Source organism: Pseudomonas bananamidigenes, assembly GCF_001679645.1.
GTDB classification, from domain to species: domain Bacteria; phylum Pseudomonadota; class Gammaproteobacteria; order Pseudomonadales; family Pseudomonadaceae; genus Aquipseudomonas; species Aquipseudomonas bananamidigenes.
In genome coordinates this window covers 15428-31394 of record NZ_LRUN01000008.1, presented here as the reverse complement: position 1 = coordinate 31394, position 15967 = coordinate 15428, and the positions used below count along the sequence as shown (strand labels likewise).

Here is a 15967-nt window from a genome sequence, read left to right as displayed (position 1 = left end):
AAGTAATATGAAGTGATATGAAAAGTGATATATCGGCCAAACCCCCGGCTTCATTGGGTTTGGTGATTTTGAAATATCACCTTATAAAAGAGTAATACGATTACTTCTGTATCACTTAAATATCACCTTTTTAGAAAACCGCTGAGAGCCTTACAGGACGTGGCTTGCAGCGAATTTTCGGAAGGCATATCACTTTTATTACTCTTTTTTTGCGGGGTCACACATTTTAGGCGCGACCTTCAGAAACGGCCGGGCACTGGACTCGCTGAATGTGTGAGGCGAAGACCCTCTGTATGCCTGGCTGCGCGCACTCGAAAGATCCGCGTAGGGAATCGATCAGGACGCTTGTTACGTGGCTTGTTACGTGCAGCGCAAAAACAAAGGGCCTGCATCGCTGCAAGCCCTTGTTTTGTATGGTGCCGGCACCAGGAATCGAACCCGGGACCTACTGATTACAAGTCAGTTGCTCTACCATCTGAGCTATACCGGCGTGTGGGCGACGATTATAGCGACTGGGCTGGTTCTGTAAACCCCTGAATTCTGACTATTTTTGTGCGGGCGTCGATCAGGCTCGGCGCAGGACGTTGCGCAGCTTTTGCACAGCTCGCCAGGCTCGGCTGTTTTGCATGGCGCGCAGTCGGGCTTCGGCTTCTTCGGCGCGTTGCAGGGCGGCCTCCAGTTCAGACTCTACCGGGTGCGCGAGGTTGTGACCTTTGCACAGCTGGAAGTTGTCGAGGTTGCACGGTGGCAGGTCAAATGCGGCTTTGAGATCCATGTGCTCGCTGGCGAGGAAGAAGCTGTTGAGGCCGTCGAACAGAACGTTGGTGTAGCCGGCGTCGGTCACCAGGTGTTCCCAGGTGTGGTCACGCTGCCAAGGGGTTTCGATGAGGATGATCCATGGGCGGAAGCGGCTGAAGTCCATACCGCGCAGCACGGTTTCTTCGTGACCTTCAACGTCGATTTTCAAGAAGTGGATGGGGCGGTCGCCGGCGTGCTCCTCGCAGATCGAGGTCAGCGTGCGAGCGCTGACGGTTAGGCTTCTTACGTCCATGCCGAGCTCTTTGCGTTCCCGAGCGACGACCGGGTCGGCGGTCGAAAGGCCTGTACCGGGGATGCCATAGAACGTCATTTCGCCCGGACGGTCGCTGGCCACGCATTGCAGAGTCGTGTCGCGGGGACGTTGCTGGCGCAGGGCGTCGTGGTAGTTCTGCATCGGCTCGACGTTGATGCCGCTCCAGCCGTGATCGTAGAACGCCTTGGTGACCGAATCGTGTGTCGGGTCGTTGGCGCCGACGTCGATGTAGAAGCCGTTCTCAAAGCACTTGAGGGCGCGCCACAGGCGGATATCTTCGAAATTCTGTGCATAAGAGATGAACGTCACGGTCGCTCCCTGTCGATCGGTTTCTTTTTGTTATTCCGTGCCCCGCCGGCACGGTGTGAGCCTGTATAGCAAGGGTGGAAGGCTGGTGCAATTTTCCGTTCCCTGCGTCCGCGATTCGGCGGTTATGTCCTTTTGCTTGGAGGCTTATGCACAACGGGCTCGTAAGCAGGCCGGCTAAGGCTGGATTTTGTGGACGGGTTCTCATTTGAATCGCAAATCCCTGTTTTACCGGTTCTTTATTTATGTGAACAAAAAATGACCAGCGCAGCTGATGGCTTGAAACTGCCGTGGATATTGGATCCATGAGAAATCCATCAACAGAGTTATCCACAGGCTGTAAAGAATCAAGCGCGTTCGGCCAGCAGCAGGAAATTACGCGGTGTGAGCGGTGCCTCGCAGAAGGTGCCGAGGCGTACGACGTATCCCTGCTCGGTGAGAAAAAGTGCCCGATCAAGATTCAGCCAAAGCTCCAGTGGTCGTCGGAACAATCCGCGCAGCAATTCCAGGTTGCGAACTTCGGCCAATCTATTCCAACCGGCGATTTCCAGCGCTGACCAATCCTGCTCGCCGATTGTGGATAACTCTTTCAGCGCCGCCAGGTCGCGGCAGAAGTCGGCGAACGGTTTTTCCAGCCATGCACTCGGCAGGGAAGGTGTCGGCAGGTATTCGTCGATGCCGCGCACTTGCCGTTGCAACAGATCGAAAGCCAGCCGGCGGGCCATTGAAGTGTCACGCTGGCGTCGGACGCGGGCACCGGCGGTGACGGTTTCGCTCATCGGCAGCGATAGATCTTCCAGCGCAAGCTGCAGGGTTGATCGCGAACCGGCGCAGGACAACGGCTGATATTCCGTGCGACTGATCCGGTTATAGCAACAGGGTGCGATGGCCAATTGTTTGCAGCCGGCGGCGCTGGCCAGTTGCATCAGCCGCACATGCAAGTCACCGCAAGCGTGCAAGGCGATGGGCGTGTGTTCGCTGTTCAGTACTAAAGCCGTGTCCGCCGCAAGCACATCCTGCTCGACATGCCGCGCCTGCAGGCGATGACGCTGACTCAGCGCCTGCCCGCTGGCGACCAGCGCCGGGTCATATTCCAGACAAGTGAGTTGCTGGCCGGCGCCGAGCAGTCGTCGCCCCAGATGGCCTTTGCCCGAACACCAATCCAGCCAGTGCTTCGGTTGCGAGGCAAACGACAGGCGGCTGGCGAAAGCCTCGATCTGCTGCCATTTGCGCCCCGGTACATCGACATTCAGGCGATGGCCGGCGGCTTCCAGTGAATGTGCGGGCAACTCACCCACCGCACTCAGTTCAAGCGACAACGCCGCCAGTGAAGCAAACGGCTCCGGCGCACTCAAGAGTCCGGCAGGGTTGTTGTGGGCGTTTTCCGCATCCTCCAGCGAGCGTCCACGTAGCCACGAAGCCAGCTCCGGACAGGACGTTTCCCAAGGCAAATGCAGATGAGTGAACGGACGGGGTTTCCACAGCGCCTGATGCGCTGTGAGAAATGTATCCAGTGCCGTGAAGCGGGTGAGTAAGGCCTCACCCGTCAGCACGTAAGAAGCGTCAGCGTCCCTGGCATGCATCGACGCGCAGCCAGCGTTCCAGCAGTTTGAAAGCGCGAACCAGCACGTAGGACATCACCAGGTAGAACAAGCCGGCCGCGAAGAAGATCTCCACCGGCAGGTAAGTGCGGGCAATGATCGTGCGGGCCATGCCGGTCAGCTCCAGCAGCGTCACCGTGCTGGCCAGGGCGCTGGCCTTGAGCATCAGGATTACTTCGTTGCTGTAGGCCGGCAGGCCGATGCGCGCAGCTCTCGGCAGGATGATGTAGAACAGCGCTTTCGGTCGGGACATGCCCAACGCTCGCGCCGCTTCGATTTCACCCGGCGGAATCGCCTGGATCGCGCCACGCAGGATCTCGGCAATATAGGCGGCGGTGTGCAGGGTCATGGTCGCGGTCGCGCACCAGAACGGATCGCGCAGGTACGGCCACAACGAGCTGTTACGCACCGCGTCGAACTGTGCCAGGCCGTAATAGACCAGGAACAGCTGAACCAGCAGCGGCGTACCACGGAAAAAGAAGATGTAGGCATAGGGCAACGCACGCACATACCACAGCTTCGAAGAACGAGCGATGCCCAGCGGGATAGCCAGCAGCAGACCGGCGATGACGGCGATGGCCACCAGTTCCAGGGTCAGGGTCGCGCCTTGAGCCAGCTTGGGCAGCCACTTGATGATCACTTCCCAGTTCATTGAGCGCTCCTCGCGAAACCACGTGCGGCGCGTTTTTCCAGCAAGTGCATGCCGGTCATCGCCAGCACCGTCAGGCACAGGTACATGAGGGCGGCGACCATGTAAAAAGTGAACGGCTGTTTGGAGACGGTCACGCCGATCTGCGCGTGACGCATGATTTCTTCCAGGCCGATGACCGACACCAGCGCGGTGTCCTTCATCAGGATCATGAACAGGTTACCCAGACCGGGCAGGGCGATGCGCCACATCTGCGGCATGATCAGCCTGGTGAAGATCCGCCATTTCGACAGGCCCAGGGCCACGCCGGCCTCACGATGCCCCTTGGGAATGGCGAGGATCGCGCCACGGAACACTTCCGTGGCATAGGCGCCGAAGCACAGGCCCAGCGCGATGACGCCGGCGGCGAAGGCGCTGAGTTCCAGTTCGGGGTTGCCGAAGAACTCTCCGAGCGCGCGCATGGCATTGACCGTACCGAAGTAGATCAACAGTACCCAGAGCAATTCCGGGACGCCGCGTACCAGGGTCGAATACGTGCCGCCAAGCCATTGCAGCGGCTTGTACGGGGAAGTCTTGGCCAGGGCGCCGAGCAGGCCGAGCACCAGCCCGAGGCATAGAGCCGTGAGTGCCAGTTTGACGGTCATCAGCGCGCCGGCGGCGAGCGCCGGGCCGAATCCGTAGAGGTCGATAATCATGGATTTCTTTTCAAATCGCGGCAGGCAAGGCCGGGAGCCCGCGCCGTCGGATCACGGCGCAGGTCCCGCACGTCAGGATCAGTAGATGCTGAACGGGAAATACTTGTCGTTGATTTTCTTGTAGGTACCGTCGGCGACGATTTCCTTCAATGCGGCATTCAGCTTCTCGCGCAGCGGGTCACCCTTGCGTACGGCGATGCCGATCTTGTCGCTTTCCACGACCGGGTCGCCCTTGAACTCGTAGTTCTTGCCGGCGTCGGTTTTCAGCCAGTCATAGTTGGCGTACTTGTCGGCGAGGATGGCATCGACGCGACCGGAGGTCAGGTCCAGGTAGGCGTTTTCCTGGGTGTCATACAGTTTGACTTCGATATCGCTACCGTAAGTGTCTTCAAGCCAGGTGCCGGCCAGGGTCGCGCGTTGCGTACCGATGATCTTGCCCTTGAGGGCATCCTTGTCGGTCTTGAAGTCGACGTTTTTCGGCGCGATGAACTGCAGTTTGTTCGAGTAGTACGGGTCGGTGAAGTCCACCGCGCCCTTGCGCTCGTCGGTGATCGACAGCGAGGAAATCAGGAAGTCGAACTTCTTGGCGTTCAGGGCCGGGATGATGCCGTCCCAATCGGAGGTCACGACACTGCATTCGACTTTCATCTTGGCGCACAGGGCGTCGCCGATGTCTTTGTCGAACCCGACAACCTGGCCGCTGGCATCTTTATTGTTGAACGGCGGGTACGCCGCCTCGATGCCCATCTTCAGGGTCTCGGCCATGGCACCGGCGCTGAACGCCAGGGAGACGGCGGCGGCCAGGAAGACCTTTTTGTAGTTCTGCATGCGGGTAGCTCCGTTAGCGGTTGCTGGACATGAATTGTTTGCAGCGCGCCGAAAGCGGGTTTTCGAACACCTGCTGTGGCGATCCTTGCTCTTCGACCAGGCCCTGGTGGAGGAACACCACTTCACTGGATACCTGACGGGCAAACCCCATTTCGTGGGTCACGAGCAGCATGGTGCGGCCTTCTTCGGCCAATGCGCGGATGACATTAAGTACTTCCTGGACCATTTCCGGGTCAAGGGCGGAGGTGGGCTCGTCGAACAGGATCACCTTGGGCTGCATCGCCAGTGTGCGGGCAATCGCCGCACGCTGTTGCTGGCCGCCCGACAGCTCGGCCGGATAGGCGTGGCGCTTGTCGGCGATGCCGACCTTGGCCAGCAGGGCCTCGGCGACTTCGATGGCTTCGGCCTTGCTCTGGCCCAGCACGCGGCGTGGGGCTTCGATGATGTTGTCGAGCACGCTCATGTGCGGCCACAGATTAAAGTTTTGAAACACAAAACCAATCTCGGAGCGCAGGCGGTTGATCTGCTTGCCATCGGCGGCAACCAGTTCGCCGTTCTTGGCGGCCTTGAGCTTGAGTTCTTCGCCGGCGACCAGAATCTGGCCCTGATGCGGGTTTTCCAAGAGGTTGATGCAGCGCAGGAACGTGGACTTGCCGGAACCGGAGGAACCGAGGATCGAGATCACATCGCCGTCGCGGGCGGTCAGCGAGATGCCTTTGAGCACCTCCAGCTGTCCATAGCGTTTATGCAGGTTGCGGATTTCAAGCGCGGGCGTGGCCTCAGCCATGTACGTTCCTCATATATGTTGCGCTCCAGCTGTCGGGTGGCCTTCCTGGCGAGGCGGCCAAGCTAGCATAGCGTTTCAATGGCAGCCAACAGCGCTACGGGCGGTAAACGGATGGCGTGTGGCAGGTTGTCGCATCGGCGCAGCAGACTGTCGCCCCGTCAACAACCGAACGGGTGTTTGAACGTTGATACCCGTGGGTGTCGCGTAAAAAAAGGCGCGATGTTGCCACCTTTGGCGGGGTCTTGGAAGCGCTATCCGGCCGAACGTTCCTTATTCGCCCTTTTATTGTGCGTCGCGTACTTTTTCAGTGTGTTTCTGGTGCGCTCATTCGTCTGAAAAGTGGGTCGCAGGGTAACGCTTTGGCGAAAAGCCAGTATTCTCAAGGAGTTGCGATGACTGTCCGGTCGCGCTGAAAACCGCAGGCCAGAAGAGTTTGAAACATTTTGGCGCAATTATTGCGTGCAGAATCCGGAACGCCCCGTTGGATTCTTTTTACGAGAAGGAACGCCAGACGGGCCGGACGCAATCGCTTTCCTTGCAAAGGTAGTTTCAATGAGCAGTACCCCAAGCTCCAATGGCCTCGAACAGGGCCTCAAATCGCGTCATGTGACCATGCTGTCGATCGCCGGGGTGATCGGTGCAGGTCTGTTCGTCGGCTCCGGCCACGCCATCGCTGCCGCCGGCCCGGCCGTGCTTCTGGCCTATGCCGCTGCAGGCATGCTGGTTGTGCTGGTCATGCGCATGCTCGGCGAAATGGCTGTCGCTTCGCCGGATACCGGCTCCTTCTCGACTTACGCCGACCGCGCCATCGGCCATTGGGCCGGCTTCACCATCGGCTGGTTGTACTGGTGGTTCTGGGTGCTGGTGATCCCGCTGGAGGCCAACGCCGCCGCGACCATCCTGCACGCCTGGTTCCCGGGTGTGGAAATCTGGGCCTTCGCTTTGGTGATCACCCTGCTGCTGACGGTGACCAACCTGTTCAGCGTGAAAAACTACGGTGAGTTCGAATTCTGGTTCGCCCTGCTCAAGGTCGTGGCGATCATCGGCTTCATCATCCTCGGCATCGCGGCCATTTTCGGTTTCCTGCCGAACAGCCAGGTCAGCGGTGTTTCGCACATCTTCGACACTCAGGGGTTCCTGCCAAACGGCCTGGGCGCCGTGCTGGGCGCGATCCTGACCACCATGTTCTCCTTCATGGGTACCGAGATCGTGACCATTGCGGCTGCGGAATCGAAAAACCCCGGCAAGCAGATTTCCAAGGCCACCAACTCGGTGATCTGGCGGATCGGTCTGTTCTACCTCGTGTCGATTTTCATCGTCGTGGCCCTGGTGCCCTGGAACGATCCTGCACTGGCCAACCTCGGTTCCTACCAGACCGTGCTGGAGCGCATGGGCATCCCTAATGCCAAGATGATCGTCGATATCGTGGTTCTTGTAGCGGTGACCAGCTGCCTGAACTCGGCGCTCTACACCTCTTCGCGCATGCTGTTCTCCCTCGGCAAGCGTGGCGATGCGCCGGCCATGTCGACCCGCACCAACAAGAGCGGCACCCCTTACTGGGCGGTGATGCTGTCCACCGGCGCGGCGTTCCTGTGCACCTTCGCCAACTACGTGGCTCCGGCTGCGGTGTTCGAGTTCCTGCTGGCCAGCTCCGGCGCCATCGCGCTGCTGGTGTACCTGGTGATCGCGATTTCGCAACTGCGCATGCGTAAGCAACGCATGGCTCGCGGCGAGAAAATCGTCTTCAGCATGTGGCTGTTCCCGGGCCTGACCTACGCGGTGATCGTGTTCATCGTGGCCGCCCTGACCATCATGCTGTTCCAGGAAGCCCACCGCGTGGAAATCCTCGCGACCGGCCTGCTGAGCCTGTTGGTTGTCGCGACCGGCCTGCTCGTGGCGCGTCGTCGAAAGGCTGAAAACCGTGGTGCGGTGGTGCTGAACTGATCCGTATCGCGTCATGCAAAACGGCCGCTGTCAGCGATGACAAGCGGCCGTTTTTGTTGGCGGGCGAGGTTTATTCGCTCTTTTCTTCCTGTTCTTCACGGGACTGGCCATAGGTGTCCAGAGCATTGCCGAAATCAGCGATGAACTGCGGCTCGCTCAGCCAGGCCTGGGCGGTTTCGCGATCCATGCCGTCGGCCCACATGCGGTAATCGATCAGCATGTCGGCAGCCAGGTGAGTGGCGGCCATGCCTTCGTCTTCGGCGTTTTCCATGTCCAGCAGTTCAGGGTGATCAACGATGATGAACGCCAGCTCCCGCAGCAGCGTCAGCAGCATGTCGTTGCGGCTGACGGCTTCGGTGTCGCGCATCTTGCTGAACATCGCCAGGGTGTATTCGGGAATCGGTTCGGCCAGATGACCGAGATCGTCGTCCTGGGGCAGCGGTCTGCGGCCGGCGATGCGGATGTGCTTGGCCTTGGCCTTGGCGCGTTTGGCGCGTTTCTGTTGCTTGTTCAGGGATGCCATGGGAACTCAGTCTTTGTGTTGGGTTTGTGCAGCGATCGCATCGGACGCGGCCACATAGTCTTTCTGGAAGTCAGGTGATTCGATCCACGCCAGGGCGCCGGCTTCGTCGGTTTCGGTGGACCACTGGCGGTACTCGATCAGGGCCGCGAGGATGAAATCCATGGCGCCTTCCTCACCTTCCTGTTCGAAGACCAGCTCCAGCAGCGGGTCTTCGAGGAACGCCGTGCACATGGCCTGCTGGCTGATCTTTGCGGCGTCGATCATTTTCTTGAACAGTTCGGTCAGGTCCACCGCCTCGAAATCGATGCGCTCGTCGTTCGGATCCAGCTCGACCGGTGCCTCGGCGCGTTTGGTGCGGTTCTGTTTGGCCTTGGTCTTGGCCCTTGCGGCGCGTTTTTGTTGCTTGTTGGCAGAAGCCATGGTGTGTGTTCCGTGATGCGTTGGAGGGGACTCAGCTGCGCGGTATCTGCCGCCCGGGTGTGTCGCAGGTCAGTGCGCCGGTCTGCAGCCAGGTCAGCGCGATGGGCCATAGTGTGGCTTGGTATGCGCTGCGAAAAAAGGCGAAATGTCCGACTTCCTGTTCGCCGATGTCCCGTGGTTCGAGTCGCAGATGGGTCTTTGGTGCGTTGTGGAAGTAATCGAGCAGGCGTTCGGTCGCCGCAATGGTCCCGTAAGGATCGTCACTGATGCTGATCGCCAGGGTGTCTGCACGAACGTTGGCGAAGGGCAGGTGGCCATTTTTCACCAGCAGCGCCCGACCGCTCGGACGTTGCTCATAACTTGCGGCAGGCGTGCTCCAGTCGCGTACGACGCCGGCAGGGGTGTCCTCCAGCCAGCCGAGTCGCTTGCCGGGAAAGTAACCGCAGAACAGTGTCAGCAGCGGCATCAGCAGGTGCCATTTGCCGAACATCCGCCAACGGTGTTCCGGGGCGTAATCGCGCCAGTAAGCGAACTGTGCACCGACAGTTACCAGTCGTCGGATTGCCTGCCCGGAAGCCCCCAGTCCTGCCGCGCAACCGCCGAAACTGTGGCCGATTACATCGATCGGCCGACCGGGGAACTCACGCTGTGCGCGTTTGAGCATCGCCTCGAAATCCAGCGCGCCCCAATCCGTCCATGACGCCTGCAGCCGCTTCATCGACTTGGGGCGCGACTCGCCGATGCCCCGGTAGTCATAAATCATCACGTCGAAGCCATTGGCGAACAGGTACGCCGCAAAACGTGAATAGTGACGGCAGCGCACCGAGGTAGCGGCGTTAATGATGACCACCGAACGAAGCGGGTCGGGCAATGCATGGCGCCAGCTGAAGCCGCCAAGGGGATAACCATCGGCGGCGGGCTCGTGGAAGGGTTTGTCCTGAACGTCGCTTGTGAGGGCGACTCTGTTCTGAGCATTTACCAGTGCGTGCGTCTCTTGAAAACCCATGGCTCTCGACCTTCGCGAAATAGCTGCCAACGATAGTCTCGGCAGCTCTGGTGAACAATCCGTCAGTGTTTATTCACTCGACTGATTACACAGGCGCTCTTCGAGTCGAAGCTGTTCACGATTCAATTCCGCTCGCAATTCATCTTCGCTCGGCAGCACCAGTTTGTAGCTGCTGGCGAACAGTTGTTCATTGCCCTTGAGCATCGAGTAGTGCGCAACCGACTCGTTCTGTTGCGCGCAGAGAATGATTCCGACTGTAGGCCCGTCGCCTTCGCTGCGCTTTAGGTTGTCGTACATGCGTATGTACATGTCCATCTGTCCGACGTCCCGAGCACTGAGTTTGCCGCGCTTGAGGTCAATGATGACGAAACATTTGAGCAGATAGTTGTAGAACACCAGGTCGATGTAGAAATCATCGTCGCCGGCGCTGATGCGTTGCTGACGGCCGACAAAGGCGAAGCCCTTGCCCAGTTCGAGAAGAAATCCCTGGAGCTGATCGATCAAGGCCTGTTCCAGTTCGGATTCCTGAAGCTTGCCCGGTGAGGGCAGGCCGAGGAATTCCAGAAGGACCGGGTCGCGGATGAATTCCCGGGGATTGGTCTTCATCGCGGCGATGTTGCTCGCTGCCTCTTCAAAAACTTCAGTCTTGTCTCGACTCAGCAGCAGCCGCTCGTAGTAGAGCGTGTTGATCTGCCGATCCAGAGCGCGGCTGGACCAGTTTTGCGAGGCGGATTCGTTCATGTACCACTGCCGGGCTGATTCGCTTTCGACCTGTATCAAGCGGCGGTAGTGGGTCCAGCTCAATTCGTGACGCAGTGCGTCACGAATTGGAAATGCTTGATAAAACAAGCGCATATAACGGAGGTTTGATGCATCGAAGCCCTTCCCGAAATCCTCGGTCAGTCGCTTGGCAAGCGTAGCCAGCAAATGCTTTCCATAACCCGCGCGCCGGGCCCCCTGTTGTTCAAACTCGACAATATGTCGCCCGATCTGCCAGCAGGTCTGGACCTGAATCGTATCGACGGTTCGTAACACTTTCTTTCGCGCTTCACGTATCAGGCCACCCAAGTCATTCAGTAATGAATCGAGTTTCGGATCTTGCGCTTCAGCATGTTCAAGTTGGCTCATCAGGTCTTCCGGCTCTGGAGAAACAGAAGCGAGAGCATGCCAATGACCCACGGCTTGGCGATGCCGGCCGCGTCTGGTTCTACTGAAGGAAGGGTGAACGGGTTTTGCGGGATCTGACCGAAGACGGCAATGATTGGGGAATACAACGCGTAGTCCTTTTCGCATTCAAGACAACTCCCAAACAATCTAAAACCTGCCCCGCATCGCAAAATCTAAACAGGAGTAACGATTGGGTTCTGCGAGAACCCGGGAGTACTCATCATGAAACGCGTCACTTCATTCATGTTGCCCGTCGCCGCTGTGGCGATTCTGATGTTCCCGCTCATGGCGCAGGCCAACAGTGTCGAGCCGATCGACAGTGCCGGTGTGCAAGTCCAGCAACAACAGCAAAACGGTATCAATTACCTCTCCGGCGGGATCGGCCTGGACGAGTCGCGGGCCATTCAGCAGTCCGCCGGTTACAACTTGCACATGACCTTCGCTGTCGGTGCGCAAAATCTGTACACCTCGGACGTCGATCTGGTTGTCCAGAAGGCGACGGGACAACCGGTGCTGAACCTGAGCCAGATCGGGCCTCTGGTTTATGCACAGTTGCCACCGGGCAAGTACACCGTGGTCGCTACCCGCAACGGCGAGGTGCGCCGGGACGTTGCCAATGTCGGCAGCGGCGGGGCCAGCAATCTGGTGTTTCACTGGGACTGGCATCAATAGCGTCGGCAAGGGCGGGATTCGCCCTGAGTCCCGTCCTTCACGATGACTTGCGTACCTTCAGGTAAACCCGTAATCCGAACAGCGAAACCGCCAACAGGAACAAAGTACCGAGGCTTTGCCATATCACTTCGAACCAGTATTTGTGCGGTTGCAGGTCACGCAGCCAGGTTTTGCGCGGGCCTCGATTGTTCGTCGTGATCGAGCCTGTGATCAGGCTGTCGATGATCAGGTAGAGGGATGCGCCAATGGCGAACGTCAGCAACAGGCCGACGAGAACAGTCAGCCAGAATGAAATCCGGCTCTGCCGATAAGGTGGCGGATGGGGCAGGGGGACGCGGGTTCGTTTTTGGTTCATCGACGTGATGACCCTCTTCCGTAAGGGCCGGGCAAGGTATCGCGAATGGCGGCCTGCGCAAAGCACGGCATCCGGCCGTGATCAAATCGCAGGCATAAAAAAACCCTGAATCTTGCGATTCAGGGTTTCGGTATTTGGTGCCCAGAGACGGAATCGAACCGCCGACACGGGGATTTTCAATCCCCTGCTCTACCGACTGAGCTATCTGGGCAACGGGGCGCATTAAAAGGGTTTTTCGGATTTACGTCAACGACTTTTTTAAAATTTCTTAAATTAATTCCGTCGCTTACGATCAGACCCCCGATTTCCGCTGATTATTCCGCTGGCGGAACGTAGCCTTCGGCCTGGGCGTATTCCTCGCCGGAGAAGTACTTGTCCATTTCGCCCTGCAGATATTTGCGGTCTTCGGCGTTCATCATGTTCAGGCGTTTTTCGTTGATCAGCAGGGTCTGGTGTTTCTGCCAGTCGCCCAGGCCTTGGCCGAGACGTGTTCGAAGATGTCCTGGCCCTTGGCGCCCGGGTACGGTGGGCGCTCCAGACCTTCGAGTTGTTCTTTGTACTTGCGGCACATTACGGTGCGGGTCATGTCGACTCTCCTGCATTCAAGACGGCGGCCGCGCGTTCGAGCAAGGTCTTGACCGGGGCGGCGAGGCCCAGGCGCGGCGGGGTGGCGAGGTTATACCAGAGCCAGTCGGCCTCGGCCACGTGACTGCCGGCCTCCTGTACCTGAACCAGCCAGGGTTCGATGGACAGCTGAAAGTGGCTGAAGGTGTGGACAAGGCTCGGCAGCGCCTGCTGCTCGCCCAGTTCCAGCGAGTGCTGCGCGGCGAGGTGCTGCAGGTCGTCGAGGTCGTCGAGTTCCGGCAGGCTCCACAAACCGCCCCACAATCCGCTGGACGGGCGGCGATAAAGCAGAATCGCGCCATCGTCGTTGGCCAGCAGCGGCATCAGCGTGCGCTTCTGCGGGATGGCCTTGCGCGGCTTGGGGATCGGATAGCGGGTCTCAAGGCCGAGCAGGTGTGCTTCGCAGCTCTTTTGCAGCGGACACAGCAGGCAGCTTGGCTTGCTGCGGGTGCAGAGCGTGGCGCCAAGATCCATCATCGCCTGGGTGTAGGCGTTGACCCGATCCTGCGGTGTGAAACGTTCTGCAGTGGCCCACAGTCGTTTGGCGACCTTCGGCTCACCGGGATAGCCCTCCTGTGCGGTAAACCGCGCCAGCACCCGTTTGACGTTGCCGTCGAGGATCGGCGCCCGCAGGCCCATGCTGATGCTGGCAATCGCGCCGGCGGTGGAAAGGCCGATGCCCGGCAAGTCCGTGAGCTTCTCGACATCGCGGGGAAACTCGCCGCCGTACTGGCTGACGATGATCTTCGCAGTCTTCTGCAAATTGCGCGCGCGGGTGTAATAACCCAGGCCCGTCCACAGATGCAGCACTTCGTCCTCGGGCGCTGCGGCCAGGGCCTCGACCGTCGGCAACGCGGCCATGAAGCGGTCGAAGTAATTGAGCACGGTGCTGACCTGAGTCTGCTGCAACATGATCTCGGACACCCACACCCGATACGGGTTGATGTTCTGTTGCCAGGGCAAATCATGGCGGCCGTGGCGGTCGAACCATTCCAGCACCGCCGTGGAAAACTGCTCCGCTCTCATCGCTTGAACAGCCCCTTCAATGCGTTTTTCAGTTCCGGGCTGACTTTGTCGCCCAGTTTCTCGTCGATTTTTTCGCTGAGCTTGTCGCCGGCCATTTTGGTCGCGACCTGGCCCAGGCGCTCGTTGTCCACGCGGCAGGCCTTGGCGCCCAGTTCCAGCGGGCCACGGCAGCGCAGCGGCCATTCGATGCCGACGAATTTCTCGCCGACCTGACAGGCCGGGTCCGGCATGGCGCTGGTGTCACCTTCGACGATGATGCCGACGCGGTAGTCCATGCCCAGCACTTTCAGGTCGATGTCGCCGTCGCCGTTGACGGTCATGCCCGGGATGCGCACCTTCAGGTCCGGGTTGTTGGCCACACCGTTGTGAAACGTCAGGTTGCCCTTGAGCTCCTGGAACGGCGTGTCCTTGCCCCGCGGCTCGCCGCTCAAGGATTTGCGGTTGAGAGTGGCGATGCCCTTGCACAACTGCTGTTCGAGGTTGGCATTGAGCAACACGCCGTTGTTGATCACGAAACTGGCGTTGCCGTTGAGGGTGTCGATCAGTGCCTGCTGGCTGTTGCCGCTACCGGTGACGGTGCTGGTGAGGTTCACCAGGCCTTTGACCGGCGGATTCTTGCCCTGGCTTTCGAGGATTTTTTCCACTGGCACGCGGTTGATCCGGGTTTGCAGATTCAACAGCGGTGCACTCGGGCGCACATCAAGGGTGCCCTTGGCTTCGAAGTCGCCGTTGTAGAGTTCGCCGCGCAGGTTCTCCAGGGTCAGCAGTCCGCCCTGGCCGGTGGCTTTCAGTGCGGCGTTCTGGATCGGCAGTTTGTCGAGGGTCAACTGGCCGAATGTCAGGTCGGCGTTCACGTCCAGTTTGCTCAGGCGCTCCACCGGGAACAGGCGTTCGGTGCTCCAGGCGCTTTTGCTCGGCTTGTCCGGCAGCGGGGTGCTGCCGGCGCCGGCCATGGCATCGGCTTCGGTGCTGGCGACTTCGGTCTGACGCGCCTGGGTGGCGCTGGCGGCTTTTTCCGATTTCGGCGGCAGGTAGCGGTCGACGTTGAAGGTGTCGGCCTTGAGGATCGCCCGCAATGATTGTTTGGCGAAGTCTTCGACGGCGATGCGGCCGCTGAAGCTGCTGTCGTCGAGTTTCAGGTTGATGTTGTCCAGCGCCAGGCTGGTCGGTGTGGCAGCGACACGGCTGACCAGCTCGACTTTGCTCAAGCTGCCTTCGGCCATGGCCGGCAGGGTCTGGCCGATGCTGTCGACAAACTTCGCCAGATCGAACTGGGCGATGGAAATCGCGCCAGTGATTTGCGGAGTCTTGTCCAGATCGTTGGCCTTCAGCTCACCCAGAGCGCGCAACTGGTTCGCGGAGATTTTGATCCCGGTCCATTCGGCGACATTGGCGGCCTTGTCGAGCAACATCTGCCCCTGGGCGGAGAACGTCATGGCTTTGCCTTGCAGCGGATCGCCGGTCAGTTCGCCGGACAGCTTCAGGTCTTCGAACTTGTAGCGTTGCAGGGCGCGCTCGATGCGCAGCTCGCCGTTCAGCTCGGTGCGCACTCGCAGCACGGGCTGATTGGTGCTGAGGAACGCCGTGGCTTTCAGAGGAATGTTGGTCGAATCGTGGACCGCACCGGTACTCAACTGGATGCTTTCGGCGCTGAACTGCTTGCCGGTCTGCTCGTCGTTGTATTCAACCCGGGCGTTGTTGACGGTCAGGCTGTCGATGTCGAGGCGGATCGGCTGTGGCGGTTTTTCCGGCTGGGCGGGTGTTTCGACGACCGGTTCGCCGGCGGCGCCTGGCGGGGTGCTGCCCGGTGCAGGGGCGGCAGTCGGCAGCTTGCCGATGTCTTCCCAGTTGCCGTGGCCGTTCTTGTCGCGGTTCAGACGCAGGTTCAGGCCTTCGACGCGCACGTCGCTCATCTGCACTTCGCGGCGCAGCAGCGGCAGCACGCGTACCGACAGACCGAGCATCTGCAGATCGGCATACGGTTCATCAGGCTTGATCAGGGTGGCTACGCTGGCTTCGTGCAATTCCAGGCCGAGCCACGGGAACAGGCTCCAGCCGATATCGCCATTGAGCGTCAGCTCGATGTGGGCCTTGTCGCGGGCTATCTGACGGATCTCGTTTTTGTAGTCGTTGGGATCGAAGAAGTGGGTCAGGGCGAAGCCCGCCGCCACAATGATCAGCAACAGCCCGAGAATTACCAGACCCAGGATTTTGCCGAACGCTTTCATGGGCGAGTCCTTGTAGTTAGTCGAATTCGTAATTTAGCCGGGGAGTATAGCGCTGCCTGACCCC

At 59.6% G+C, this 15967-nt stretch carries 15 protein-coding genes, 2 tRNA genes and 1 pseudogene; 2 read left to right on the top strand and 16 right to left on the bottom strand.

From position 1 onward, the window contains the following. Positions 1-414: 414 nt before the first annotated feature. The 7 genes from BBF94_RS03850 to BBF94_RS03820 all read right to left on the bottom strand — a co-directional run bounded on the left by BBF94_RS03850 (position 415) and on the right by BBF94_RS03820 (position 5938). A tRNA-Thr gene (locus tag BBF94_RS03850) sits at positions 415-490 on the bottom strand. A 75-nt stretch (positions 491-565) separates the two neighbouring features. After that, positions 566-1381, bottom strand: coding sequence for an FkbM family methyltransferase (locus tag BBF94_RS03845; RefSeq protein ID WP_065257726.1), 816 nt, complete (start codon positions 1379-1381; stop codon positions 566-568). 344 nt (positions 1382-1725) lie between these two features. Next, positions 1726-2961 (bottom strand): methyltransferase, encoded by a 1236-nt coding sequence (locus tag BBF94_RS03840; protein WP_065257725.1) that lies wholly within the window; start codon positions 2959-2961, stop codon positions 1726-1728. Further along, positions 2942-3631 carry an ABC transporter permease gene (locus tag BBF94_RS03835; protein ID WP_065257724.1) on the bottom strand — a complete coding sequence of 230 codons (690 nt, stop codon included), beginning with the start codon at positions 3629-3631 and terminating at the stop codon, positions 2942-2944. Before BBF94_RS03835 ends, BBF94_RS03840 begins: the two co-directional genes overlap by 20 nt. Continuing rightward, positions 3628-4323: an ABC transporter permease gene (locus BBF94_RS03830; RefSeq protein WP_065257723.1), complete on the bottom strand. Its 696-nt coding sequence runs from the start codon at positions 4321-4323 to the stop codon at positions 3628-3630. Before BBF94_RS03830 ends, BBF94_RS03835 begins: the two co-directional genes overlap by 4 nt. A 78-nt stretch (positions 4324-4401) precedes the next feature. Then, positions 4402-5151 (bottom strand): ABC transporter substrate-binding protein, encoded by a 750-nt coding sequence (locus tag BBF94_RS03825; RefSeq protein WP_065257722.1) that lies wholly within the window; start codon positions 5149-5151, stop codon positions 4402-4404. A gap of 13 nt (positions 5152-5164) precedes the next feature. Next, a complete protein-coding gene (locus tag BBF94_RS03820) occupies positions 5165-5938 on the bottom strand; it encodes an ABC transporter ATP-binding protein (protein ID WP_065257721.1) in 774 nt (257 codons plus the stop codon). Between the two features lie 552 nt (positions 5939-6490). Here BBF94_RS03820 and gabP point away from each other — a divergent pair. Beyond that, positions 6491-7882, top strand: a complete 1392-nt coding sequence (gene gabP, locus BBF94_RS03815) for a GABA permease (protein WP_065257720.1) — start codon at positions 6491-6493, stop codon at positions 7880-7882. A gap of 70 nt (positions 7883-7952) precedes the next feature. Here the strand turns inward: gabP and BBF94_RS03810 are convergent, their stop codons facing one another. From BBF94_RS03810 to BBF94_RS03795, 4 genes are all read right to left on the bottom strand, one after another. Continuing rightward, entirely contained in the window at positions 7953-8405 is a 453-nt protein-coding gene (locus BBF94_RS03810; protein WP_065257719.1) for a hypothetical protein, read from the bottom strand. A gap of 6 nt (positions 8406-8411) precedes the next feature. Beyond that, positions 8412-8825, bottom strand: coding sequence for a hypothetical protein (locus BBF94_RS03805; protein ID WP_065257718.1), 414 nt, complete (start codon positions 8823-8825; stop codon positions 8412-8414). 31 nt (positions 8826-8856) lie between these two features. Next, complete coding sequence (locus tag BBF94_RS03800) at positions 8857-9831, bottom strand: alpha/beta hydrolase family protein (protein ID WP_065257717.1); 975 nt, start codon at positions 9829-9831, stop codon at positions 8857-8859. Positions 9832-9900: 69 nt separating this feature from the next. Then, positions 9901-10959, bottom strand: a complete 1059-nt coding sequence (locus tag BBF94_RS03795) for a PDDEXK nuclease domain-containing protein (RefSeq protein ID WP_065257716.1) — start codon at positions 10957-10959, stop codon at positions 9901-9903. Between the two features lie 261 nt (positions 10960-11220). Between BBF94_RS03795 and BBF94_RS03790 the strand changes: the two genes are divergently transcribed. Then, a complete protein-coding gene (locus tag BBF94_RS03790; protein WP_065257715.1) occupies positions 11221-11670 on the top strand; it encodes a hypothetical protein in 450 nt (149 codons plus the stop codon). A 37-nt stretch (positions 11671-11707) separates the two neighbouring features. On the opposite strand, the gene BBF94_RS03785 is transcribed toward BBF94_RS03790, so the two are convergent. The 5 genes and pseudogenes from BBF94_RS03785 to BBF94_RS03765 form a co-directional block, all read right to left on the bottom strand. Beyond that, positions 11708-12025: a hypothetical protein gene (locus BBF94_RS03785; protein WP_065257714.1), complete on the bottom strand. Its 318-nt coding sequence runs from the start codon at positions 12023-12025 to the stop codon at positions 11708-11710. 135 nt (positions 12026-12160) lie between these two features. Continuing rightward, positions 12161-12236, bottom strand: a tRNA-Phe gene (locus BBF94_RS03780). Between the two features lie 103 nt (positions 12237-12339). Then, positions 12340-12611, bottom strand: a pseudogene (locus BBF94_RS03775) (oxidative damage protection protein). Then, positions 12608-13675 carry an A/G-specific adenine glycosylase gene (mutY, locus tag BBF94_RS03770; RefSeq protein ID WP_065257713.1) on the bottom strand — a complete coding sequence of 356 codons (1068 nt, stop codon included), beginning with the start codon at positions 13673-13675 and terminating at the stop codon, positions 12608-12610. The pseudogene BBF94_RS03775 and the gene mutY overlap by 4 nt, the downstream one beginning before the upstream one ends. Beyond that, positions 13672-15903: an AsmA family protein gene (locus BBF94_RS03765; protein ID WP_065257712.1), complete on the bottom strand. Its 2232-nt coding sequence runs from the start codon at positions 15901-15903 to the stop codon at positions 13672-13674. Before BBF94_RS03765 ends, mutY begins: the two co-directional genes overlap by 4 nt. Positions 15904-15967: the final 64 nt, after the last annotated feature.